This is a genomic window from Mesorhizobium sp. ES1-1, assembly GCF_020164785.1.
GTDB lineage: Bacteria > Pseudomonadota > Alphaproteobacteria > Rhizobiales > Rhizobiaceae > Mesorhizobium.
The window spans coordinates 109,020-131,075 of sequence record NZ_JAIUGX010000010.1; the positions used below are offsets into that span (position 1 = coordinate 109,020).

Below are 22,056 nucleotides of genomic sequence, written 5' to 3' on the forward strand. Positions count from 1 at the left end.
GGGACAAATCCGGTTTCCAACTGAAGGGCAAGTTCATGGCATCTGTGGCGTTTCTCGGTCTTGGCGTTATGGGCTATCCAATGGCCGGCCATCTGAAGAACAAGGGCGGCCATGTCGTCACCGTCTACAATCGCACCAGGGCGAAGGCCGAGCAGTGGGTCGCACAACATGGCGGCGCTCTTGCCGTGACGCCTGCTGAGGCCGTCAAGGGCAAGGATTTCGTGTTTTCCTGCGTCGGCAATGATGATGATCTGCGCTCGGTGACGACTGGCCCCCAGGGCGCTTTCGACTCGATGGAAAAGGGGGCCGTCTTCATAGACAACACCACCGCCTCGGCCGAAGTCGCGCGCGAACTGGCGGCGGCGGCAGACGGGAGAGGGTTTTCCTTCCTCGACGCTCCGGTCTCCGGTGGGCAGGCGGGCGCCGAGAACGGCGTGCTGACGGTGATGGTCGGTGGCGAACAGGATGCCTTCGACAAGGCGAAACCCGTCATCGATTCCTTTGCCCGCATGGTCGGGTTGATGGGCTCATCGGGCGCTGGCCAGCTCACCAAGATGATCAACCAGATCTGCATCGCCGGGTTGGTACAGGGACTGTCCGAAGGCATCCATTTCGGCAAGAAGGCCGGCCTCGACATCGAGAAGGTGATCGAAGTCATCTCCAAGGGCGCGGCGGGTTCCTGGCAGATGGAGAACCGCCACAAGACGATGAACGCCGGCAAATATGATTTCGGCTTCGCCGTCGACTGGATGCGCAAGGATCTTGGCATCTGCCTGACCGAGGCCGACCGTAACGGCGCCAGCCTGCCGGTGACCGCGCTTGTCGATCAGTTCTACAAGGATGTGCAGGCAATGGGCGGCAGGCGGTGGGATACGTCTTCGCTCCTGGCGCGGTTGGAGAAGTAGGTTTTCGGTGCGGCGGCACCTGTGCGGCGGGTTCAATGCCGAACGGGTCCCGGCTGTCGGCTGTAAAGGGTGCCCTTCATGAACCTTCGGCGGAACTCGACGCTGGCGCTGGCGGCCGCCCTCTGTCTTGTCGCCGGCAGCGCCTCGGCTGAAACAGCACGCAATTTCTGGAAGGATCTGCGCCCCGCGACACAGTCTGCCGCGGAGAACGCCGGCTTGCCGATGATCGCGGCCAATCTGCCTGACCACGGCGAGACGCTGTCTCTCAATCTCGGGGACAAGACGGTCCAGTTGGCCGGCTATGCTTTGCCCGTCGATCGCGATGGCGATCTCGTCTACCAGTTCCTGCTGGTACCGTGGAACGGCGCCTGCAGCCACATGCCGACGCCGCCGCTCAACCAGATCGTTCTGGTGACGCCGGCCCGCCCCTACAAACTATCCGCAGCCTACCAGCCTGTCGCTGTGACGGGCACCCTGAAGCCGGGTATCGAGACAAGCCAGTTGTTTATCCTGGACGGCGTCAGCGTCATCCGCTCCGGCTACACGATGCGCAAGGCCGAAGTGGTGGAGGTCGAGAGCGTGCCGGACACGGTGACTTTGCCGGCCAATTCGCCTTGGACTTTTCTCAACAAGAAGAACTGAACGCCTAGGCTGCGTTGGCACCCGATTCCTTGTCGAGCACCATATAGTCGAGTGGGATTTCGGTCGTGTATTTGATCTGCTCCATGGCGAATGACGACGACACGTCGCGAATTTCTATTTTGGCGATCAGCCGTTTGTAGAACGCGTCGTAGGCAGCGATGTCAGGCACCACCACGCGCAGAAGGTAGTCGACATCTCCGCTCATGCGGTAGAACTCGACCACCTCAGGAAATTCCTGGATAACCTCGGAAAACCGGCGCAGCCATTCGTGACTGTGCGAATTGGTACGGATCGACACGAAGACGGTGACGCGCACATTGACCTTCTCATGGTCGAGAATGGCGACGCGCCGCTTGATGACGCCCTCTTCCTCGAGCTTCTGGATACGCCGCCAGCACGGTGTCGTCGACAATCCGACTTTCTTGGCGACATCGGCCACCGCAAGCGTCGCGTCCTCCTGCAGAAGGCGGAGAATCTTTCTATCAAGCCGGTCCATTGCAAGCCCTCAAGGGAATAGATTGGCTATAATCCGCTTAACTGCGGCCTTTGCCAAGAAAGAAATTCTGCCGATCGCGGGAAAAGCGAGTGATTTCTTGCTGAAAGCTCAACCGAGGCGACAGCGGATTTCCGACTGAAGGAAAGGCAGCAAATCCGTTTCGAACCACGGATTCTTCTTCAGCCAGCCGGTGTTGCGCCACGATGGATGAGGTAATGGCAGCACTTTTGGCCCAGTCGACTTCTCCCATATGGCGCGCCAGTCCATGACCGTCTCGGTCAGCGAGGCCCGGCGCATGGCCCCCATGTGCCAGGACTGCGCATAAATGCCGATCGTCAGCACGAGGTCGATTTGTGGCATAAGGGCCATCAAAGGAGCGCGCCATGCCGGCGCGCATTCGGGTCTCGGTGGCAAGTCGCCGCCCTTGGCGTCCTGGCCGGGAAAACAGAAGCCCATCGGCACGATGGCGAATTTCTCGGTGTCGTAGAATTCGTCGTTCGTCACGCCAAGCCAGCTTCGCAGGCGGTCTCCCGAAGCGTCCGTGAACGGCATGCCGGTGATATGGACCTTAGTTCCCGGCGCCTGGCCGGCGATCAGGATCCTGGCGGTCGACGACGGCCCTAGAACCGGCCGTGGCTCGTGCGGCAGCGGCTTGACCGCAGGAGTTTCGGCGCAGATGCGGCAAGCGCGTGCCCGTGCCGCCAAGGCGTCAAGTTCAGCGCTCAAGCGGCGGCGCTAGGGCGACTGGAAACCGCATGGTGCCAGCGCAACACATGGGTGAAGTCTTCCGGCACCTTGATGCGAGCGGGCTTCATAAAGTCGATGGCAATCAGACCGGTGATATCGGCAATGGTGTAATCATCGCCAGCAATGAAATCCCGGTTCGCCAGTTCGCCGTCAAGCATCTTGAGGAATTCCAGTGCCTTTGGCTTGTTGGCCTCGCCCCACTCGGGAATCTGCGGGATTTCCCACTCCTTCATCGCCGGATGGATGTGACGGAAGGCCTGGGCAACGCAATTCAACAGGTTGAACTCCATCCGCCGCTGCCACATCTCCACCCGCGCTTTGCCAATCGCGCCACGGCCGAACAGCGCGGGCTCGGGGTGCAGTTCCTCGAAGTAACGGCAGATGGCGACGGATTCAGTGATCACGGTGCCGTCGTCGAGTTCCAGAACCGGCAGGCGCTGGAGCGCGTTTCGCGAGCTGACTTCCTGCTTTTTGTGCTCCATGGCGCCCATGTCGACAGGCACCAACGGAACCTCGATCCGCTTCTCGGCGAGAAAGACTCGGACGCGCCTTGGATTGGGCGCGCGGCCGCCGTCGAACAGTTTCATCTGATCCTCCCTATCTCGGCGCGACTATACGGTCGAACCTATCTGCGAGCATCACCAGAATCGAAAGACATCGCGCAAGATGTCACCCCACTGCGCCAGTGAACCGCGTTGTCTTTCGGTGATCGCGGCCGGATGGCTGTCACGCCAATCGCGCGGCCGGTCGAACGTGCCCGCCCATATGCCGGCCTTTGCGGCACGAGCGCGAGCCTCCTCCTTCTCGAAATCTCCGTAAGCGACTGCCCAGCCCGCTTCGACCTGGGCGCGATTCAGGTTGTTTCCGTCGGCGGCGGTGCAGTCGCCAAGCAGTCGGCCATAGCGGTCGCGCCGCCACCCTGTACAGGACACAGGCCCTCCGGCGATGAGGCGCACCAGCGAAAGCCGTGCCAGCGTTCCGCATGCATAGTCGGCGCCATTACGGCGGCAGGCCTGCGTGTATTCCGGCGCATCGATGCCCCGCATGCGGATGCGTTCGCCGCCAAGCCTGATGGAATCACCATCGTTGACGAAAGCCACGCCCGCGGTCCTGCGCGTTTGTGCCTGGTCAAGGCGTGCGGCAACCAGGATCAGCAGTCCAAGAATGACGATTGTTAATCCGTAGTCCGCCAGCCGGCGCCACATTGTTGGAGGTGCCGCGGCATATTGACGGCGCGGCCTCGAGCGCCATGAGCGGGTCATATGGCAAACGGTTGGTTAATCATTCGAACGTAGCTTAACAAATAGGAACCGCTGCTCGCATAAACCGAAGTTTTCATGCCCTTGCAACGCTCGAACACAGCGGACAAGTTCATTGTGGACCGCAGGAAACGCCATCGCAACAGCGATGTCGCGCGCGCGGTGCGTAAGACGCGCGACCGTCTTTCGCAACAGGCGGGTAATCCCGATTTCGACCGGGAACTTCTCAAGTTGCATGCCCGCGCGATGACGGGCGGCGCGATCGCCATGCCGCTTCTCGTTCTGGCGATAGCAGCAGGCGGCCGCATTGTAGGAGTCAGCAACGAGATCGGGCTATGGGCTCTGTTCACCCTGGCCTGCTACACGGCGCTCGCGTTGATGGCGCGGCGGATCGAGCGGACGCAGGCTTCGAACCTCACGGCTGTGCACGCACGACGCGGATTCCTGATCGGTCATTTTATGTGCGGCCTCGGCTGGGGCTGGTTCGTCTGGCTTGGGTGCGATGCCTGCCAGGTCGACCAGTTCCAGGCCGCCAAGGCGGCGGTGCTGTTGTGCGCCATGGCGGCGACTGCGTTGATGACATCTTCGTTGCGCGGCGCCCTACTGGCGACCTTCGCGGTCCCCGTCGCGCTCTATGCCTATGCCTGGTTCATGCTGCGGATGCCGGTCGGGGCGATCATGGTGGCATTGCTTGTCATGTCGCTGCCCTTCCTCGCTTTTGTCGCTCGCCATCTCCACCGTTCGTCTCTGATGCTGCTGTCGTTCCGCTCCGAGAAGGATGCTCTGATCGCCGAACTGGAGACGGCCAAATCGATGTCCGACGAGGCCCGGCGTCGGGCCGAGGACGCCAATCTGGCGAAGTCGCGCTTCCTCGCGTCTATGAGCCACGAGTTGCGTACGCCGCTCAACGCCATTCTCGGCTTTTCCGAGGTGATGTCGAACGAGGTGCTCGGGCCGATGAACAATCCGACCTATCGGGACTATGCCCATGACGTGCACGAATCCGGCCAGCATCTGCTCGACCTCATCAACGAGATCCTCGACCTGTCGCGCATCGAGGCCGGCCGTTATCAGCTCAATGAGGAGCCGGTGTTCCTGCTCAACATCGTCGAGGATTGCTGCCACATGATGGAGTTGAAGGCGCGCAACAAGGATATCCGCGTCATCCAAGACTTCGAGCACGAATTGCCGCGCCTCTTCGCCGACGAGCGGGCGGTGCGGCAGATCACGCTCAATTTGCTGTCGAATGCCATCAAGTTCACCCCCACCGGCGGCCAGATCCGTGTGCGTGTCGGCTGGACAGCGGGCGGCGGTCAGTACATTTCGGTCAAGGACAATGGACCCGGCATACCCGAGGATGAAATTCCCGTGGTGCTCTCCGCCTTTGGGCAGGGCTCGATTGCCATCAAGAGCGCCGAGCAGGGCACGGGGCTTGGGTTGCCGATCGTGCAAGGGCTGCTCGCCATGCATGGCGGAGAGTTCGAACTGCATTCGAAGCTGCGCGAAGGCACCGAGGCGATCGCCATTTTCCCGGTGAGCCGGGTGATGGAGGAGCTGCCCGCACTTCCAACGGCCGCCGTCGCCGCGCGGAGGCGATAGGATACCGGGCCAGTCCGCGCCATCTTGAGATAGTGCCGGGCCTAAACGAACGCGACTGCATCCTGTACGAGCTCTAGCCGCGCACCGCCGCCGCCATGCCTGAACTGGTGAGCGCCGCGGCTTTCACCAGGCCAGCGGCAAGAGCGGCGCCCGCCCCCTCGCCATGGCTTATGCCCAGGTCGAGCAGCGGATGAAGGCCGAGCCGCCCGGCGGCCAGCGCGTGAGCGGGGTCGGGCGACAGGCCAGCAAGAAGACAATGGTCGATCGCGGCCGGATTGGCGGCATGCAGCACTGCGGCGGCCGCCGTGGCCGCAAGTCCATCGAGCAGTACAGGGATCCGCTGCATCCGGGCGGCAAGGATGGCGCCGGCGATCGCCGCGAATTCTCGGCCACCGAGGCGGCGCAGCACTTCCAGCGGATCGCCGAGGTGGCCGTCATGAAAAGCCAGCGCCATATCGACCACTTCCGCCTTGCGGGCCTGCATGGCCGCATCGGCGCCTGATCCCGGGCCGACCCAATCGACGCCCCTGCCCCCGAACAGCGCCGCGAACAAGGCGGCCGCCACTGTCGAGTTGCCCACGCCGAGATCGCCAAGGCACAAAAGATCGGTCCCGCCGGCGATCGCCTCCATGCCGAAGGCCATGGTGGCGGCGCAGCCACGTTCATCAAGCGCGGCATCCTCCGTGATGTCGTCGGTGGGGATATGCAAGGCAAGGTCGAAGACCTTCAGCCCGAGATCGTTGGCGATGCAAATCTGATTGATGGCGGCCCCTCCGGCGGCGCAAAGCTCGACCGCTTCGGCGGTTGCCGCCACTGGCCGGGGCGAAACGCCATGCCTGACGACACCGTGGTTGCCGGCAAAGACTGCCATCGAGGCTCTTGTCACGGCCGGCGGAGCACGTCCGCTCCACTTGGCGAGCCAGGCCGCGACATCCTCGATGCGTCCCAGCGAATTGGTCCACTTTTCTGCCTTAGCAAACAGCGCCCGCACGCGGGCCTCGGCGACCGTGTCCGGTGCCGGCAGATTGGCCAGCAGGTCGCGAAAATCGTCGAAGGGCAGCAGGCTTGTCATGTTTCCAGCACCGTTCCGTGACGTTGTCCTGCGGCATAGCCGCCTTCCCTGGCCGGCACAACCTTCCGCATAACCTCTGGCATTGGCGCTAAAGCTGCCGGGGAAGGCGCAATCGGAAGGGCTTGCATTGGCTCGGCGGCTGCACCATGTGGGGATGGAAAAGGGGATTCCGCTCGGAACCCCGAAGAGAAAGTCATGACGGCCATCGAATCTCCGTGCATCCTTGTCTGTTCGATCGACATGAAAACCGGTTTCTGTTTCGGTTGCGGCCGCACGCGTGAGGAAATCGGCGCCTGGATAGGAATGACGCCGGAGGCGCGCCGGGGCGTGATGGCTGAATTGTCGGCACGATTGGAAACCGTTGAACGCCGGCCGCGCCGGGAGACCCGCCGCACGCGCATGACGCGCGAACGCGACGCGCTGTCGTAAGCGGCAGCGCCTATGAAGCGGCCTTTCTGGATAGTGATGGCGCTCATCGGAGCAGGAGCAATCCTGCTAATGTTCAATGACTCCGCAGGCAGTACGCTCGGCATGGAGAATTACGATTTCGGCCGGCTGATCTGGCTCGGCGCGCTCACTGTCCTGATCGGCGCCGGACTGCTTCGAGCCGGTCGGCGCGATGGCACGCAACCTCGGCGCCTGGGTAGCGATCGTGCTGACGCTCATCGCCGGCTATCAATATCGTTATGAACTGCAGGACGTGGCCAGCCGGGTGACAGCAGGGCTCGTGCCCGGCAGTCCGCTGGCGCTCGGCGTTGACGACGGCCATGCCACTGTGATGCTCAACAAGGCGGACAACGGCCATTTCGAAGCCCGGATCCTGATCAATGGGAACCCTATTCAAGCCGTGGTCGATACCGGCGCGACGAGCACCGTGCTGACGTCGCAGGACGCGCTGGCCGCTGGCTTCAATCCAGCCACGCTCGACTACACCATACCGGTTTCGACGGCCAACGGCATGGCGCGCGCCGCCGCGGTCAGGACCGAGGAAATGGCGATCGGCGCCATAGTGCGCAAGGACATGTCGGTAATGGTGGCGGCACCCGGTATGCTGAGCCAAAGCCTGCTCGGCATGAATTTCATCGGCTCGCTGTCAGGCTTCGACGTGCGTGGCGACCGGATGATCCTCAGGGACTGAGCCGAGCGTGAATAGTCAGGCCGCTTCGGCCCCGCGGGCGCCGAATTCAAGAGCGGCGAATGCCGTCTTAAGAATTTCCGCTCCGGCGCCGGGCCGAGTGGCGTCGGTCGATAGGATCTGGCGGTAGCGGCGCGCCCCGGGCATTCCGTGGAACAGCCCTACCATGTGACGGCTGACGTGGCCGAGCCGCCCGCCCCGCTCGATGTAGCGTGCTGCGTAGCCAGCCATCGCATCGATCAGCGCGGCAGGGTCGAAAGTCTCTGCCTCGACGCCATAAAAGGCGGCATCCACGCCGGCCAGAATGCCGGGCGTGTGGTAGGCGGCGCGGCCAAGCATGACGCCGTCGATGTGGTTGAGATGTGCCCGCCCCTCTTCAGTCGACTGAATGCCACCGTTGATACCGATGAATTTATTCGCTTTTCCGGTCTTCAGCCGATAGACTCTGGCGTAGTCGAGAGGCGGAATATCGCGGTTCTCCTTGGGGCTCAGTCCCTCCAGCCAGGCTTTTCGCGCATGCACCCACAAAGCGTTCGCGCCGGCATCGAAGACGCGATCGGCCAGCGCATCGAGCGCGGGCTCAGGATCCTGTTCGTCGACACCGATGCGGCACTTGACCGTAACCGGAATGGTCACGGCCGTCTTCATTGCCGCAACGCAATCAGCGACGAGATCCGGCACCTTCATCAGGCAGGCGCCGAAGGTGCCCGACTGGACACGGTCCGAAGGACAGCCGACATTGAGGTTGATTTCGTCATAGCCGAAGGATTCACCGATACGCGCGGCCTCGGTGAGTTTGATCGGATCGGAGCCGCCGAGTTGCAGCGCGACAGGATGTTCCGCCTCATCGAAGCCAAGCAGTCGCTCCCGCGCTCCATGGATGACCGCGTCGGCCACCACCATTTCGGTGTAAAGCAGCGCACGGGTCGTCAACTGCCGATGAAAGAACCGGCAATGCCGGTCCGTCCAATCCATCATCGGGGCCACGGCCAGTCTATGTTCTCGATATTTCTGCATCTTTTCTTTTAACATCAAGTCGTTCGAATCTGCCGAGTGCAGGCGACTCACGCCAGACAACGACCCTTCTCGCCACGTTTCGATCTCTCAGTGCACAGAGAGCGCACTCGAATAAAATGCCACCTGCGCAAAGCTAACGTCCGGTTCCTGGCGTGTGCAAGTCCGTCGCACAGGTCGCTACGTCAGCGAGACCCCTTTGCGCCGAGAGACGCTCGGCGCTGGGCGACATAAACCGAGGGCCAGGTTGATCGCGGTTAGCGGCCGACCAAATCCCGCAAAGCGCGCTGAAACGTTCAGCGAGCTCATCGACCTTCATATCGACGACATGTGCGATGTAGGCAAGTCCCGTCGCCGTTCCAAGGCAGCAGCCCTATATGCTGCAAAGCATCCAGATAACCTGTCGGGCTGCTGGCAAGCCCTATCGCTTGGGTTTAGCTCGGCTTGGAGACGCAGCTGATGTTGCGTGTCCGTCACCAAACAAGAGCACGAACCGGTACGGGGCGTCGCGCCTCCCCGGCGCATGGCTGCTGAGCAGGACAGGACGGCAGAGCGCGCGTGAAAGTGCCTCCGCCGCTCGCTCGTCAATCTCGAGCGTGACATTCTCGCTTGTGTCTGAAATCCCGCATCGAGGGCAAAACAGGCGATCCACCTCGTCACCGTGGCCGCGCACCAGCGCTACCTTGCATTGTCTACAGCCGACCGGTGGTGCGTTTCCGATCATTTCCGATCAATCACGTCTGACAAAGTTGGCACCATTGCACCTCAGGCTGATCGCATTCCATTCTGGGACATCACGCCGACGCCCGAACAGCTTTGCTTCAGCCCGTGCAATTACTATGCCGGTTGCAGTCATCTCAATTCGGGGCAGCACTTCAAAGCTTGCAACCGCGTCGATCTTACGACCGGACACTCGGAGAGGGACCTCCTAGAACCGCAGCCGGTTCAAGGGGGGTAAAGCTGTGCCAGCGCCGGCATGATCCGAGCTGTATTCCGCGATCGCGCATCTAGTCGCGGTGGCACCTTTGTTGTTATCTGTTGGTGGTAGAACTAATTGCTCCTTGACCGGCGCGAGTTCCGGCCCCGCCGGGCATGGTGTCGGCCGACTTTGTTTTGGTATTCTGGAATGCCCGGATGGAGTGCATTCTAACGTATCAGACGGCGCCGGGTAGTCTGCCCCCGGCTCCTATACAGCTGCACAATCAGGCTCCTCAATCATCTAGATTGGATCGCTGGATCCGTGTCTTTTGCGACGAACTCGACAGCGGCCTGCGTGGGGCGAATTGTAGGTAACGAAGCGTAACCCTGCTTCGCATTTTGTGATGGAACTTCTGGCGCGTTGTGCACAGAAGCGTTTTGTTTCCTACCTCCAGTTGCTGTCACATGTCATGGAATTGGCCTAAAGAACGTCGCCAGAGCGCTTTTCGAGAGCAGCGTATAAAAGTTCACAGTTCCATAGGGTCTAGATAGTTAATGCCAGTGTTTTTTTTCGACATCCAGGATGGCAAGAGCCGCTCGCCGGACACAGAAGGTACGGAATACCGTGGCATTGCCGAGGCGCAGGCCGACGCCATCAGGATGCTGGTAGCCATCGCGCAGGACGAATGGCATGACGGGGCGAGGAGCGCGCTGGCTGTCCAGATATATGACGAGGAACGCAGACCTGTGGTCGCAGCCAAGATCGACTGCGCCGTGACGGTCTTTGACGGTCAGTTGTGAGCCATTTGATAAAATCCGCGCTTCCCAAACACTAGGTTGCAAGAGCGTTCGATGTCTCCAGGCGGCACGGCGCCATGTGCGCTAGGCCATCCGCATGAGCCATCAATTCGAGATATCGTCGAGCAGATGCAGTCCAGCTGTATTGAGCCGCTCTCGCTCGGCCGCGCGAGGACAGATCGCGTCTGAGACCCTCGTTCCGTTGTAACCGCAAGAAACAGTTGAACCAGGCATCGGCATTATCAGGGGAAGCATAAAGTACGGCATCTCCTCCGATTTCTGGCAGGCTTGCACGGTCCGACATGACAACCGGACATCCAAGAGACATAGCTTCGAGCGGCGGCAATCCAAAGCCCTCAACAAGTGACGGGAACGCCAGGCACATTGAGTCGCGGAGAAGTGCGGCCAGTTCCGCGTCCGAAGATCTCCCCAGCCAGACGACGTTTGGCGCGTTCCTGTAGTCGATCCTGCTGAAGACACGAGAGGTGGAGGCGCCGACGACCGCCACCTGCAGTCCTGCCGAACCGAGCCGATCCTGGAGGCCAAGGATCAGACCTATATTCTTGTGCGCAATCGAACTGCCCAGCACAACAATCGTCCCTGGTCCGGCCACAGACCGGGTGCGATCCGAATGAAGAGGCACCCAGCGAAGCGCATGTTCGTGTCCGTTGCCGATGACCTCGATCTTCGACGCGGAAGACACGCCGTGCCTCGTCAGCTCGCCGGCTGAGTACTGCGACACTGTTGTCACTTTCATCGCAGTTTTGCCCAGAGCGGGTAGCAACGTACGGTAAAGCAGTCGAAACGGAAGCGAGTAGCTCTGTGGGCATATTCGCGTGTTGACATCATGAATGCACAGTATGTGCCTGCGCGCGCTCAAGGGGCCCGTATTGCATAGGCTAAGTAGACCGCCACGAACTCGAGCCGGAAGCACGGCCTGTTCCCAGGCATGACCACCAAAGCTGCCGACTGTCCGGACGCGGATCGTGGAAAGGCTCAGAAGGTCATGTGGCCCGGGCGGAGCCAGCAACTCAACCTCGAGGTCCCTCGCCAATGGACCTCGATCGGCGAGCAAACTGTCCAGTGCCGAAATGATCTCGCGTGCATACCTTTGGACCCCTGTCGTCGGTTGCGCCAGGAAGCGGCCGTTTATCGTCCAATGTCGCGTCATCAACTCACATTCGGGCGCAAAGATAGCAGCGCCGAGTCAGCCCCAGTCGCTCCGACTTTCGCTGACGAGAAAGCCCAGGTCATCTTAGCCTTGCGACTTAGCTGACTTAAAGCACAGCCTTGGGTCGTTCTCATCCGAATGGCGTGTCCTGGGCGGGCCTCTACGCCCAATGTGTGGGCTTGCCGCCGGCTCGCCAGTGATAGGATGGCGCCGACTGCAACAGGTCTGAATTGTCCCCTTTGATCGATCAGTGATCTGCCAACGGAGTGAAGGCGTATGATATCTGGCGACGTCCAGGGAAGTTTGGGCTGATGCTGGTCGCGACCAAGTCATCGGGACCTGGAGCCGTTGGCTACATTGCCGCGGCAACCAGATGTCTTTGGCTGTGCCTATTATGGATGATGATCACGACCGGTTCGTCCGCGGCGGACTTGCTCTGGGGCGTGAACGGACATCCGTTCAACGCTTATCCCGGCATATCCATCGAACGGCAGCTGGATTTTATCCACGACCTCGGCATGAAGTCATACCGCGTCAACATTTCCAACGCCGATAGCGCTGGCAGACTTGCCGAACTGATCAAGGCCGGGAAGGTGCGAGGCATAGAGATCCTGCCAGTGATCACACCCGAACTGGATCTCGACCACACGACCGCGGACGAACTTTACGCACAAGCCTATCGGCTTGCATCGACACTTGTATCTCGCTTCAAGGACGACATTCGCGTCTGGGAGCTCGGCAATGAGATGGAAAACTATGCCATCCTGTCGCCTTGCGAGATGAAGGACGACGGAGCGCAGTACAGTTGCTCCTGGGGGCCCGCCAGCGGCTTGGAAACATCAGATTATTTCAGCCCGCGCTGGGTGAAGGTGAGCGCGGTCCTACGGGGTCTTTCAGACGCCACCATCGCAGTCGACCCGACCATCAGGAAAGCGATGGGGACGGCAGGCTGGGGTCATCGCGCGGCCTTCACCCGCATGCGGCAAGACGGCATAAGATGGGATATTTCGGTGTGGCATCTCTATGAGGGTGACCCCGAGGAGGCATTCAAGTTCCTGGCTACGTTCGGCAAACCGATCTGGTTGACCGAGTTCAATTACAGCGGAGGCAGCCAACGAGGAGAAAGGGAGCAGGCCGAAGGTCTGCTCGAAACGATGAATCTCCTGCGCAAATATCAATCTTCCTATGACGTGCAGGCTGCCCATATTTACGAACTTCTCGATGAGACCTATTGGGCACCAAGCTATGAGGCTTTCATGGGCCTCGTCCGGCTGGAAAAACGCGGCGGTGGGCTCTGGACACCGAGTGGTGAAAAACCGGCTTACGAGGCGGTAAAGAAGTTCATTGCGGAAGGCGATTTGGATTTCACTTTACCAACAACAACAGCAACGAGCCCAGCGCTTGTGGACCAGACATCGGCTCCGTCACCTGAAATTGTCAGAGCAATTCACCCCTGTTCCCCCGATGATATCGATAAGTCCTCTTTCAACCATGCAAACCAGGTTGCGTATGCGTACTGCTTGCTCCTGCACCGCATGCCATCGCCTGTCGAACAGTGGAATCAGATCGTTGCCCTGAAAACGGATCCGTCCATCTCGTCGACACTCCTGATGATAATGAATTCGGCCGAATTCAAAACAGGGAACCTGCCGGCCGGGCTTGGAAACGTGAAATATATAACCGTGCTCTACCGAGTGCTGCTTGGGCGTGACCCGGACAATAACGGGCTCGATTCTTACGTTGGCAGGCTCAGCATAAACAAGGTAACTCGCCAAGACATCGTGTCTGAATTCACAAATTCCTACGAATTTCGCTCCAAGCATCCATTTTTATTCTCCACCCAGCAGGCACTTCAGTGAGTGTATTTGGCAAGCAGATCGCCAATAGCGCCTTCTGGGCCGCTGCGGAAACCTGGGGCCGGCAAGCGGCCATGTTTGCCGTATTCGTGGTGCTGGCGCGCCATCTTAGCCCCGAGGCATTCGGACTTGCCACCCTCTCGATGGTGGTGCCGAATATCTTCGCCGCTCCGGTAACGCGGGGACTGCCCGACGCCATTATCCAGCGGGCCGAAATCGAACCCATCCATCTGGATTCAGCGTTCTGGCTGCTTGTTTCGACAGGGGCACTGATCAGCACCCTCATATGGCTGTCTGCCGGGATGATCGCGGCTGCGTTTGATCAGCCGCAACTGCAGGCACTCGTCAAATGGACCAGCGCGGTCGTCGTGGTTCAGGCCTTCAACGTCGTGCCTGCGGCTATTTTGAAACGGGAGCTGAGCTTCCGCCTTTTTGCGGTGCGCACGCTGACAGGCTCCGTCGTAGGCGGCACGCTGGCGGTGGGAATGGCCCTCGCCGGTTTTGGCGTGTGGAGCCTGGTCTGGATGCAGCTCACAAAGGCCGTTGTCGAGACAATCGTCATTCTCATTGGCAGCGCATGGAAACCAAGTTTCAGATTTTCCTATACCCGCATCCGGGAGCTTTTTGGATTTGCCGGCCCACTGGTCCTGCAAACTCTCTGGAATCTCGGTAACGATGAACTCCCCAAGATCGTGCTTGGCGCGTTCCTCGGTCCAAGCGCCGTCGGCATATATGCGCTTGCGCGCCGACCTCTCGATCTTCTCGTCGAATTCCTGCTCTGGCCAATCATGGCCATCACCATGCCAACCATCTCCCGCATCCAGGCCGAACCGGAAAAGATAAACAGCTTCTTCAACACGACGATCCGGGTAGCCGGCATCATCGGTTTCCCCGCCTTTTTCGGTTTCGCCGCAATTGCGCCCGTGGCCGTCCCATTCATCTTCGGCCAACACTGGTCCGTCGGCGTGGTGGCTGTCCAGATATTGATGATACTGGGAGTCCAAAGAACGGTTGACGGAATCTGCGCCTATACGATCCTCGCACTCGGCCGCTCCAGCCTTCTGCTAAAGCTAAACATGATCTATACGGCTCTCGCTCTTGTCTTCATAGCGGGTGGAGTGCAGGTGAGCTTCGCTTGGGCCATCGCCGGCCTCGTGGCCAGCAACGTGCTGCTCCTGCCGGTCTTCCTTGTCCAGATTCGCCAAATTGCCCGCATCGACGTCCTCCGGCCGCTGGTGATTTTCCCTCGTCTTGCTCTCGCTTCGATGCTGATGTTTGCGGTTGTCAGTCTGTGGCTAAGGGGCGCCCCTGCCAGCGCCGCGCCCGGCTTCGTGCTGATCGGCGGTATCTTTGTCGGCGCGATCGTCTATGCAGCGGCCTCTTTCCTGCTGGTGCGGCCTGACCTGCTCAACGCACGCAATTTTGTGCTTGGACTGAGGACCCGATGAAGGTCGTCATCCTGAGCCAGCCCTTTGACACAGTCACACCGCCGACCCAGAACTCGGTTGGCATTTGGACATATGAGGTTGCCAGACGGCTGGCTAGCGATTGTCAAACGACTGTCCTGGCTCGGCGTTCGCGAGGTATGCCGGCCCACCTGGAGATCGACCGCGTACGTTTCGAACTGCTGAAATGTGCACCAGCACGTTTGTGGGGCATAGCCTCCCGTTTCTGGAGACATGTCAGGCCGCGGTCGCCGTTGGTAGCACAAAGTATCTATGCACTGGACTATCTCGCCCAGGCCCTTCGGGCGATACGTCGGATCTCGCCTGACATAATCCACGTGCAGAATTTCCCTCAGTATGTGCCTGCAATCCGACGTGCGGCGCCGAAAGCGGCAATCATGCTGCACATGCATTGTGACTGGCTTGCTGAACTTGACCGCGAAGCAATGAAGCGCGCGCTGGCCGCCACCGATCTTGTTGTCGGTTGCTCTGGACATGTCATGGCCGGCGCGCGCAATCGCTTCGCCGACTTGGACACAGTCTTCGCGGTTCTGCCAAATGGCGCACCCGAGAGCCATAATGTCTCGGCCGCAGCGGGAATTCCCGGGCGGGTCTTGTTTGTTGGCAGAGTGTCTCCCGAAAAGGGCCTTCACACGCTGATGAAAGCCTGGCAGATCGTGACTGCTGAACTTCCTGCGGCGCGGTTGGAGATCGTTGGGCCGTCGGTCACGCTTCCTCGCGAATTTCTAATTGACCTGAGCTCGGATAATGACGTCCGCGACCTCGCCCGCTTCTATGAGGGCGGCCGCGAATGCGTCGGTTCCTACGAAGCGGCATTGCGCGCCATGATACCCGCGGAAATCGCTTCCACGGTCAGCTTTCTTGGCACCCTTCCCTACAAATTATTGACTGAGCGATATGCCCAGGCATCGCTCCTCGTAAATCCTTCCTTGAGCGAATCCTTCGGAATGAGCCTGATCGAGGCGCTGTCTGCAGGCACTCCCGTTCTTGCAACGCGCGTCGGCGGCATGACCGAGATCGTGGAAGGCGTAGGGGGTGGCGTTCTTGTGGAAAAAAATGATCCGCAGGCGCTGGCGGCTCAAATGATCGATCTTCTAGCCAACCCCGCCCGAACGGCAAGGATGGGATTTCAAGCTGCCGCCAGGATCGCCGATCGTTATGGGTGGGAAAAAATTGCTGAATCGACCCTCTCCCAGTATGCGGCAGCGCTCGCTCTTCGCCATGCACATGTTGAGGCAAGCCGCCCTCATCTCAGCGCCGGGCCTTGAACGATGTAAAGACCGAACCCGTGTCGTCACCCCATTCCCAGTTGACTGCAAGTCCGACCCGCATGATTTGAAGTGCCGGATCATTCGGATAGATATCGGTCAGGCTGCGCTGCATGACGGGTTCGTCATCAATGAAGATTTCAAACCGATTGCCGTCGAATGCCACGCGCATGCGAAAAGGCTTCCCCCAGATGACCTTGTCGGCCACATTGGTCCAGACCGCATCGTAGAGTTCTTCAAAGCCGAGCCGCTTGATAAACACTGAAATCGAAGCGCCCGGGTAGACGTCGTCGAGCCAGGTCGTGACGCAAACGTAGTTGTCGCGATCTTGCCAGAAGAGCAATCCAGCCCGACTGCGCTGATCCTGTCCTCGACGCTCCCCAGGGGGCAGAATCGAAACTTCCAGATCGCTGAAGCCGGGCAGATCCCACGGCAGCGAATAGAACGTGCGACCCGGGTTCGGTCGATCCACGCTTGCCCGCACACAGGCGCCGCCGCGGCCGTCGAGGTCGATGACCCCGGCTCCGAGCGTTCGGGTCCATTGTCCGTCGCCGAAGTCCGTCGTGCGTTGTTCCAGCTCGCCGGCAATACCAGCAAAACTGTCGGCATAGGACAGGCATGTGCCGAGCAGTTGGGGATGCTCGCGCAAAGGCGCCATTGATGGAACAGGAACCTCACTCGGATGGGCCTCGAAGCTGCGCCATCGAATTTCGCTCTCGGCGGTTTTCCACGTTCCTGCTCCGGTAGCGGTCTCTGCAGCGACGACACCGGCATGCGCTTCGAAAAGGCGAAACCCGTCCAGAAAACAGGTTACCCGGCCGCCGAAATCGAGAATCTGGACCGAATGCGTAACGCCTTCTCGCAGCCCGTGCTCTGTATTCGACGCGATTGCAACATCTTCGCCAGAGCGCCTGGTGACCAAACTGCATCCGAGCGCCGAGAGTTTCAGCAGCCAGTAGTTTCCGATGTCGCCGAACCGCCACACGAGCCCCCCGGCGCCAGAGGCTTTGTCTATCTGCAACAGAGCGTGGATCAGCCCAGAGGGGCGGCCGGGATCCACGATGGAGATATCGTCGGCTCCATCGGGCCAACTACGCCAAGGCCCACCGATAGCGGCAGACCGCCTCGGCAAGCCTTCGTTAAATGCATCGGCAGCGTGGGCGGATCCAAATGTCGTAGCGAAGCGCGGTATTGTTCCGATGTGGACCGCCTCGACGCGAGTATCGACCCTAAACCCGATCTGGCCAAGTGCGGCTTGATGGACACCCGCAAAAAGCTTTTCGTCCTTGTTGAACGGGTCCACCGCGATCGGCCGCATCATCGGGAAGGCCGCGACGCCGAACGAGGCCTGGTCGGCGGCCGCATAGTAGACAGCGCCCTGTTCCCGCAATGCCACGACGTAGTACGTATGAATGTTGTTCAGGCGTCGAAACGCGCTGAGACAACGCTTGCCGACACGTGCCCACAGTTCTCCGTTTTCACCTTCCGCGGCGTGAACAACAAAGCAGCAGCCGTCTCCGAGCGGATTTATCGGGGCCTCGCTAGAGAACCAGCCAACAGCCAGGTTCTCGTTGATGTTCGGTCCCCGGTAGGTCCTTGACGTGCTGAGCGCCCACCACAAAAACCGGCGGGCAGTGAGGCTCTTTCGCGGCGAGCGCAGCAAGGCAAGCAACCGGCTTGGCCATGGGTCGATCCCGGGGCCCCGGAGCCAACGGTAGAAGCGCCTGGCGATGTCGTCTGGCAGTGGTGAGGCCTGCGAGGTATTGTGTCCATTGGTCAAGGAGACCACGAGCACCAGGCCGGCCTCGCGCTGAAAGGGGCCGTAGGCGATGCCTTGCCGACCCCAGCCAGGTCTCACCAGTGGTTGAAAACGCAAGGCACCGTGATCGATCGCGATCTGACGCTCGACATCGCAGCCATGCCTGATGCCTCCCTTCGTTGCCGGCGTCCCTATCACGGTGCCGCGTGCGCGATCATCTCCAAAGTCATCAACGACTATCGTCCTTGGCAAGGCGCCGTCTGCTTCGACCCCTTCATCCGGCTCCAACCGGTCGAGCCAATCCAACCGAATATCCTCACATCGTCACGGGCTGTGCAAGCAGATGCAAGACCTGCCAGCCGCCGTTGGCATAAGCCACGGGCAAGGGCGATACGGTGTACCCGACCGAAGCCAGGAACCGAGCGATCTCGCGCATCTTCTGGTCCGCCCCCTCCTTTGTGGCATCATCGATCTCGCAGATTATTTTTGGGCGATGCGCGTTCAAAGTCGCCACCATCCCACGAAAAACATCCATTTCCGCGCCCTCGACATCGACCTTGATGAGGCTCGGCGGCCTCAATCCGTGTTCAGCGATGGATGCGTCGATGGTGGTCATCCTGACATCGAGGCGCCCCTTCATATCCGGAGGCATGGAAACCGTCGCAAGGGTGGCGCCTCCGAGATGGCGAGCCAGCAACAACTCGACCTGCCCGCTGAGCGCACCAACCGCTTCGGCAAAAACACGAAGCCTGCTCAGGCCGTTGGCGTCACGGCTTCGTTCAATGGCGGCAGCGTTGCGGGGCACGGGCTCATAGGCATAAACTTGGCCGGCGGCGCCGACCTGGCGCGCAGCAATCAGCGAGAAGAAACCTATGTTGGCCCCTATATCGTAGAAGACATCGCCAGGCATCAGGCGCGATGCAATCGCCTTCTGCACGGGAAGCTCGTAGATCCCCCTTGCAAAATCCGGATCCGCACCGCGCGAAAATATCTTCAGGCCGGCGGCTTCTCCCCCGGCAATTGTCGGCATGCCGGACAAGACATCATGCAGCTTCGTCGCTAGTCTCACGGATGTTCCTCACGAGCTGGGCTCCCAAGGAGCAACCTCGAGCATGGCAGAAGGTAGCGCCGCCTTCGAGTTATACATCAGTTGCTCGGCGCACATCCTTCTGGCGGTACCTCTGCTGTCCATTCGTATCGACGAGATACCCCGCCGTCATAGGTTGACCTCATAGCGGGTGAACATCTCGTGGTTGCCCAGCAACCGCATCAGGAAGTCGCCCTCGCCTACGTCCGCCAGCACAGGCCAGTTATCGAGCCCCGCCGGACGCTCGACCTGGGACCGGTGTGCCATCAGGGCATGGCGTTTTACATCGATCATGTCGCCGATATCGGCGACGCAGTTGAACATCCTGATGCCTCGGAGACCTGCAAGGGTCCGCAGCGTTTGACGTAACGCCGCGCGACGGAGCCCAGGTGCGTGCCCGTGCAGGCTAACCCAGGGCCACTGATGCCAATACCAGACGGGATACTCGAAAACGCTGACATGCCGGCCGTAAATCCGCAGCGCCTGCCTGACACCGAGATTGGCGGCAATGTGATCGGAAGGCGGCTCTTTCGCATGCGTGACGAAAACGCTCTGAGGCTGCCAGGCGACTAACAGCGGGACGAGTGCATTCGCGATCGCTCCAACATGAGTCTTGGCCTCACCGTCTGAAACGCGCAGGAATGTCACGCGATCGGCTGAGCCGCCCAACCGGCAAACGGCCTCTATCGCCTCGCCCTCCCGGATGGTTCTTAGGGCCTGCGGGCCAACACGATCCGAATGGGATGCCGAACCATCAGTAACGAACACGAAACGCACGTCGGCCCCGCAGCTGAGTTTCTTGCTCGCCACACCTCCGCATCCCAACGTCTCATCATCGGGGTGCGGTGCGACGATGACCGCCGATGACTGCCAGTCAGCTACCTCGAATGGATGAGCCCCCCTAATCATCGCTCTGTCGAGCATAGCGCCAATCGTATGCCTGAAGTCACGCATCCATGTCTTCCCCTCATCCCTTCTTCGGTCTGGTTCAACCCGACAACCGCATGCTAGCAAAACCGCAAGGTAAGGGGTGTGAAAATAATGAAGGTGGGAATTCTAGCTGGCGGATTAGGTACGCGCTTAGCGGAAGAGACCGAAATCAAGCCAAAGCCAATGGTCGAGATCGGAGCCAAGCCGATTCTATGGCATATAATGATGCATTATTATGCCTACGGTCACCGGGAATTTGCGATTGCCTTGGGATACAAGGGCGAATACATCAAGCGCTGGTTCAGTGACTATGTTGCATTCGACGGCAGCCTAACGGTCAATGCCGGATCAGGCAGCATCAAGCGCCACTCGAATTCTCTGCCGGACTGGTCCGTCGATCTCGTCGAAACAGGACTGAATACGCTCACGGGAGGCCGCATAAAGCGGCTTATCGAATGGATGGGCGGTGAGACGGTGATGCTCACCTGGGGCGACGGCGTCTCCGATGTAGATCTCGACGAGTTGATCGCCTTTCACAAATCGCACGGTAAGCTCGCCACCATGACGGCGGTAAGACCGCCAGCTCGCTACGGGCACATCGAATTTGATGGCAACCGCGTCGTCGACTTCACGGAAAAGCCGCAGGCCTCGGAGGGCTGGATCAATGGCGCCTTCTTCGTGCTCGAACCAGGGATCGCGGACTACATCGACGGCGACGACGTCATGTTCGAGCATGCTCCAATGCAGAGGCTCGCCAACGACGGGCAGTTGATGGCCTATCGCCACGAATCTTTTTGGCAATGCATGGACACGGTGCGCGAAAAGCACCTGCTTCAGAAACTGTGGGACGGCGGCGGCGCCCCCTGGAAGACGTGGGATTGATCAATGAAAATTCTGGTTACGGGTCACCTTGGCTACATCGGCTCTGTTCTGACGCCGATGCTGCTCGAACGCGGTCACGCCGTCACAGGCCTTGACAGCGACATCTTCCGGGCGTGCACCTTTGTCGGCGCGCTGGCCTACACGCCAACGATCGAGAAAGACATTCGTGACATCGAGCCCGGCGACATCGCTGGCTTCGACGCCATCATCCATCTCGCCGGCCTTTCAAACGACCCGTTGGGCGACTACCGGCCGCACCTCACCGAGGAAATCAACTGCAATGCCTCGGTAAGGTTGGCCCAGATCGCCAAGGCGGCCGGCGTCAAGCGCTTCCTCTACGCGTCATCGTGCAGCAACTATGGAGCCGCTGGTGACAGCTTTCTGGCTGAAGATGCCTCGTTCAATCCCGTTACGCCCTATGGCGTGTCGAAGGCAAATGTAGAGCGCGCCGTCTCCCCCATGGCAGATGAAACGTTCAGCCCGACATTCCTGCGAGCTTCCACCGCCTACGGCTTGTCGCCTCGCATCCGCTTCGACCTTGTGGTCAACAACCTGACTGCATGGGCCTACACGACCGGCCTCGTCTACCTAAAAAGCGATGGATCGCCATGGCGCCCAATCGTCCATGTCGAGGACATTGCACTCGCCTACATCGCCGTGCTCGAAGCCGACCGGGACCTCGTTCATAACCAGGCATTCAATGTCGGCTTGACGACGGAAAATTACCAGATCCGTGAGATCGCGGCCCTGGTGCAGGCGATCGTCCCCGGCAGCCGTGTGGAGTTCGCGCTAGACGCCGGGCCGGACAAGCGATGCTATCGGGTCGACTGTTCCTATATCGGACGGCGGCTGCACGGGTTCAAACCGCAATGGACTGCGCGGCGCGGTATCGAGCAGCTCTACGACACCTTCCAGGCGGCGAGCCTGACGCTTGAAGACTTCGAGGGCGAGCGCTTCAAACGCATCGCCCATGTACAGAAATTGATCCGAGATGGCGAGTTGGATGGCGACCTGCGGCGCAGGCCACTACTGGCGATGGCCGTTTGACGCAA

At 60.2% G+C, this 22,056-nt stretch carries 20 protein-coding genes and 1 pseudogene; 11 read left to right on the forward strand and 10 right to left on the reverse strand.

Translation table 11 applies throughout. The annotated features are described in order from the left end of the window. Nucleotides 1-35 precede the first annotated feature (35 nt). Complete coding sequence (locus tag LB513_RS18145) at nucleotides 36-905, forward strand: NAD(P)-dependent oxidoreductase (RefSeq protein ID WP_224664876.1); 870 nt, start codon at nucleotides 36-38, stop codon at nucleotides 903-905. A gap of 78 nt (nucleotides 906-983) precedes the next feature. Beyond that, a complete protein-coding gene (locus LB513_RS18150; protein ID WP_224664877.1) occupies nucleotides 984-1,547 on the forward strand; it encodes a DUF3299 domain-containing protein in 564 nt (187 codons plus the stop codon). Between the two features lie 4 nt (nucleotides 1,548-1,551). Here the strand turns inward: LB513_RS18150 and LB513_RS18155 are convergent, their stop codons facing one another. The 4 genes from LB513_RS18155 to LB513_RS18170 all read right to left on the reverse strand — a co-directional run bounded on the left by LB513_RS18155 (nucleotide 1,552) and on the right by LB513_RS18170 (nucleotide 4,052). Further along, nucleotides 1,552-2,043 carry an Lrp/AsnC family transcriptional regulator gene (locus tag LB513_RS18155; protein WP_006205209.1) on the reverse strand — a complete coding sequence of 164 codons (492 nt, stop codon included), beginning with the start codon at nucleotides 2,041-2,043 and terminating at the stop codon, nucleotides 1,552-1,554. 108 nt (nucleotides 2,044-2,151) lie between these two features. Beyond that, the gene (locus tag LB513_RS18160) at nucleotides 2,152-2,769 is read right to left on the reverse strand and encodes a uracil-DNA glycosylase family protein (RefSeq protein WP_224664878.1); all 618 of its coding nucleotides are present in this window, start codon (nucleotides 2,767-2,769) and stop codon (nucleotides 2,152-2,154) included. After that, a complete protein-coding gene (locus tag LB513_RS18165; protein WP_224664879.1) occupies nucleotides 2,766-3,377 on the reverse strand; it encodes a glutathione S-transferase in 612 nt (203 codons plus the stop codon). Before LB513_RS18165 ends, LB513_RS18160 begins: the two co-directional genes overlap by 4 nt. Nucleotides 3,378-3,428: 51 nt before the next feature. Then, nucleotides 3,429-4,052 carry a thermonuclease family protein gene (locus LB513_RS18170; protein WP_411962719.1) on the reverse strand — a complete coding sequence of 208 codons (624 nt, stop codon included), beginning with the start codon at nucleotides 4,050-4,052 and terminating at the stop codon, nucleotides 3,429-3,431. Nucleotides 4,053-4,127: 75 nt separating this feature from the next. Here LB513_RS18170 and LB513_RS18175 point away from each other — a divergent pair, with 75 nt between their 5' ends. After that, a complete protein-coding gene (locus LB513_RS18175; protein WP_224664881.1) occupies nucleotides 4,128-5,648 on the forward strand; it encodes a sensor histidine kinase in 1,521 nt (506 codons plus the stop codon). Nucleotides 5,649-5,721: 73 nt separating this feature from the next. Here the strand turns inward: LB513_RS18175 and LB513_RS18180 are convergent, their stop codons facing one another. Further along, on the reverse strand, nucleotides 5,722-6,720 hold the full coding sequence (locus LB513_RS18180) for a nicotinate-nucleotide--dimethylbenzimidazole phosphoribosyltransferase (protein ID WP_224664882.1): 999 nt from the start codon (nucleotides 6,718-6,720) through the stop codon (nucleotides 5,722-5,724). 195 nt (nucleotides 6,721-6,915) lie between these two features. On the opposite strand from LB513_RS18180, the gene LB513_RS18185 reads away from it, so the two are divergent. Both LB513_RS18185 and LB513_RS18190 read left to right on the forward strand, forming a co-directional pair. Continuing rightward, nucleotides 6,916-7,149 carry a DUF1289 domain-containing protein gene (locus tag LB513_RS18185; protein WP_224664883.1) on the forward strand — a complete coding sequence of 78 codons (234 nt, stop codon included), beginning with the start codon at nucleotides 6,916-6,918 and terminating at the stop codon, nucleotides 7,147-7,149. A gap of 12 nt (nucleotides 7,150-7,161) precedes the next feature. Further along, nucleotides 7,162-7,858, forward strand: a pseudogene (locus tag LB513_RS18190) (TIGR02281 family clan AA aspartic protease). Nucleotides 7,859-7,873: 15 nt separating this feature from the next. Here the strand turns inward: LB513_RS18190 and dusA are convergent. Further along, entirely contained in the window at nucleotides 7,874-8,872 is a 999-nt protein-coding gene (gene dusA, locus LB513_RS18195; RefSeq protein WP_224664884.1) for a tRNA dihydrouridine(20/20a) synthase DusA, read from the reverse strand. A gap of 1,470 nt (nucleotides 8,873-10,342) precedes the next feature. Between dusA and LB513_RS18200 the strand changes: the two genes are divergently transcribed. Beyond that, nucleotides 10,343-10,588, forward strand: coding sequence for a DUF6894 family protein (locus LB513_RS18200; RefSeq protein WP_224664885.1), 246 nt, complete (start codon nucleotides 10,343-10,345; stop codon nucleotides 10,586-10,588). Nucleotides 10,589-10,619: 31 nt separating this feature from the next. Here the strand turns inward: LB513_RS18200 and LB513_RS18205 are convergent, their stop codons facing one another. Continuing rightward, nucleotides 10,620-11,342 (reverse strand): glycosyltransferase family 4 protein, encoded by a 723-nt coding sequence (locus LB513_RS18205; RefSeq protein WP_224664886.1) that lies wholly within the window; start codon nucleotides 11,340-11,342, stop codon nucleotides 10,620-10,622. 725 nt (nucleotides 11,343-12,067) lie between these two features. Between LB513_RS18205 and LB513_RS18210 the strand changes: the two genes are divergently transcribed. From LB513_RS18210 to LB513_RS18220, 3 genes are read left to right on the forward strand one after another with little or no spacing between them, the layout of a single operon-like run. Further along, nucleotides 12,068-13,615, forward strand: a complete 1,548-nt coding sequence (locus LB513_RS18210; protein WP_224664887.1) for a DUF4214 domain-containing protein — start codon at nucleotides 12,068-12,070, stop codon at nucleotides 13,613-13,615. Then, nucleotides 13,612-15,060, forward strand: a complete 1,449-nt coding sequence (locus LB513_RS18215) for a lipopolysaccharide biosynthesis protein (RefSeq protein ID WP_224664888.1) — start codon at nucleotides 13,612-13,614, stop codon at nucleotides 15,058-15,060. Before LB513_RS18210 ends, LB513_RS18215 begins: the two co-directional genes overlap by 4 nt. After that, a complete protein-coding gene (locus tag LB513_RS18220; RefSeq protein ID WP_224664889.1) occupies nucleotides 15,057-16,346 on the forward strand; it encodes a glycosyltransferase family 4 protein in 1,290 nt (429 codons plus the stop codon). The genes LB513_RS18215 and LB513_RS18220 overlap by 4 nt, the downstream gene beginning before the upstream one ends. Here the strand turns inward: LB513_RS18220 and LB513_RS18225 are convergent. The 3 genes from LB513_RS18225 to LB513_RS18235 form a co-directional block, all read right to left on the reverse strand. Further along, on the reverse strand, nucleotides 16,330-18,411 hold the full coding sequence (locus tag LB513_RS18225; RefSeq protein ID WP_224664890.1) for an oxidoreductase: 2,082 nt from the start codon (nucleotides 18,409-18,411) through the stop codon (nucleotides 16,330-16,332). The genes LB513_RS18220 and LB513_RS18225 overlap by 17 nt on opposite strands. 10 nt (nucleotides 18,412-18,421) lie before the next feature. Further along, entirely contained in the window at nucleotides 18,422-19,135 is a 714-nt protein-coding gene (locus tag LB513_RS18230) for an FkbM family methyltransferase (protein WP_224664891.1), read from the reverse strand. A 186-nt stretch (nucleotides 19,136-19,321) separates the two neighbouring features. Further along, complete coding sequence (locus tag LB513_RS18235; protein ID WP_224664892.1) at nucleotides 19,322-20,146, reverse strand: PIG-L deacetylase family protein; 825 nt, start codon at nucleotides 20,144-20,146, stop codon at nucleotides 19,322-19,324. 87 nt (nucleotides 20,147-20,233) lie between these two features. Here LB513_RS18235 and rfbF point away from each other — a divergent pair, with 87 nt between their 5' ends. Beyond that, nucleotides 20,234-21,004, forward strand: coding sequence for a glucose-1-phosphate cytidylyltransferase (rfbF, locus tag LB513_RS18240; RefSeq protein ID WP_224664893.1), 771 nt, complete (start codon nucleotides 20,234-20,236; stop codon nucleotides 21,002-21,004). A gap of 3 nt (nucleotides 21,005-21,007) precedes the next feature. Beyond that, nucleotides 21,008-22,051: an NAD-dependent epimerase/dehydratase family protein gene (locus LB513_RS18245; protein WP_224664894.1), complete on the forward strand. Its 1,044-nt coding sequence runs from the start codon at nucleotides 21,008-21,010 to the stop codon at nucleotides 22,049-22,051. The last annotated feature ends 5 nt before the right edge of the window (nucleotides 22,052-22,056 follow it).

Excerpts from the sequence above, each read along its gene's own strand:
- LB513_RS18145 (WP_224664876.1), top strand. The coding sequence starts at position 36 with ATGGCATCTGTGGCGTTTCTCGGTCTTGGCGTTATGGGCTATCCAATG.
- LB513_RS18150 (WP_224664877.1), top strand. The coding sequence starts at position 984 with ATGAACCTTCGGCGGAACTCGACGCTGGCGCTGGCGGCCGCCCTCTGT.
- LB513_RS18155 (WP_006205209.1), bottom strand. The coding sequence starts at position 2,043 with ATGGACCGGCTTGATAGAAAGATTCTCCGCCTTCTGCAGGAGGACGCG.
- LB513_RS18165 (WP_224664879.1), bottom strand. The coding sequence starts at position 3,377 with ATGAAACTGTTCGACGGCGGCCGCGCGCCCAATCCAAGGCGCGTCCGA.
- LB513_RS18170 (WP_411962719.1), bottom strand. The coding sequence starts at position 4,052 with ATGACCCGCTCATGGCGCTCGAGGCCGCGCCGTCAATATGCCGCGGCA.
- LB513_RS18175 (WP_224664881.1), top strand. The coding sequence starts at position 4,128 with ATGCCCTTGCAACGCTCGAACACAGCGGACAAGTTCATTGTGGACCGC.
- LB513_RS18180 (WP_224664882.1), bottom strand. The coding sequence starts at position 6,720 with ATGACAAGCCTGCTGCCCTTCGACGATTTTCGCGACCTGCTGGCCAAT.
- LB513_RS18185 (WP_224664883.1), top strand. The coding sequence starts at position 6,916 with ATGACGGCCATCGAATCTCCGTGCATCCTTGTCTGTTCGATCGACATG.
- dusA (WP_224664884.1), bottom strand. The coding sequence starts at position 8,872 with ATGCAGAAATATCGAGAACATAGACTGGCCGTGGCCCCGATGATGGAT.
- LB513_RS18200 (WP_224664885.1), top strand. The coding sequence starts at position 10,343 with ATGCCAGTGTTTTTTTTCGACATCCAGGATGGCAAGAGCCGCTCGCCG.
- LB513_RS18205 (WP_224664886.1), bottom strand. The coding sequence starts at position 11,342 with ATGAAAGTGACAACAGTGTCGCAGTACTCAGCCGGCGAGCTGACGAGG.
- LB513_RS18210 (WP_224664887.1), top strand. The coding sequence starts at position 12,068 with ATGCTGGTCGCGACCAAGTCATCGGGACCTGGAGCCGTTGGCTACATT.
- LB513_RS18220 (WP_224664889.1), top strand. The coding sequence starts at position 15,057 with ATGAAGGTCGTCATCCTGAGCCAGCCCTTTGACACAGTCACACCGCCG.
- LB513_RS18230 (WP_224664891.1), bottom strand. The coding sequence starts at position 19,135 with ATGCCGACAATTGCCGGGGGAGAAGCCGCCGGCCTGAAGATATTTTCG.
- LB513_RS18235 (WP_224664892.1), bottom strand. The coding sequence starts at position 20,146 with ATGCGTGACTTCAGGCATACGATTGGCGCTATGCTCGACAGAGCGATG.
- rfbF (WP_224664893.1), top strand. The coding sequence starts at position 20,234 with ATGAAGGTGGGAATTCTAGCTGGCGGATTAGGTACGCGCTTAGCGGAA.
- LB513_RS18245 (WP_224664894.1), top strand. The coding sequence starts at position 21,008 with ATGAAAATTCTGGTTACGGGTCACCTTGGCTACATCGGCTCTGTTCTG.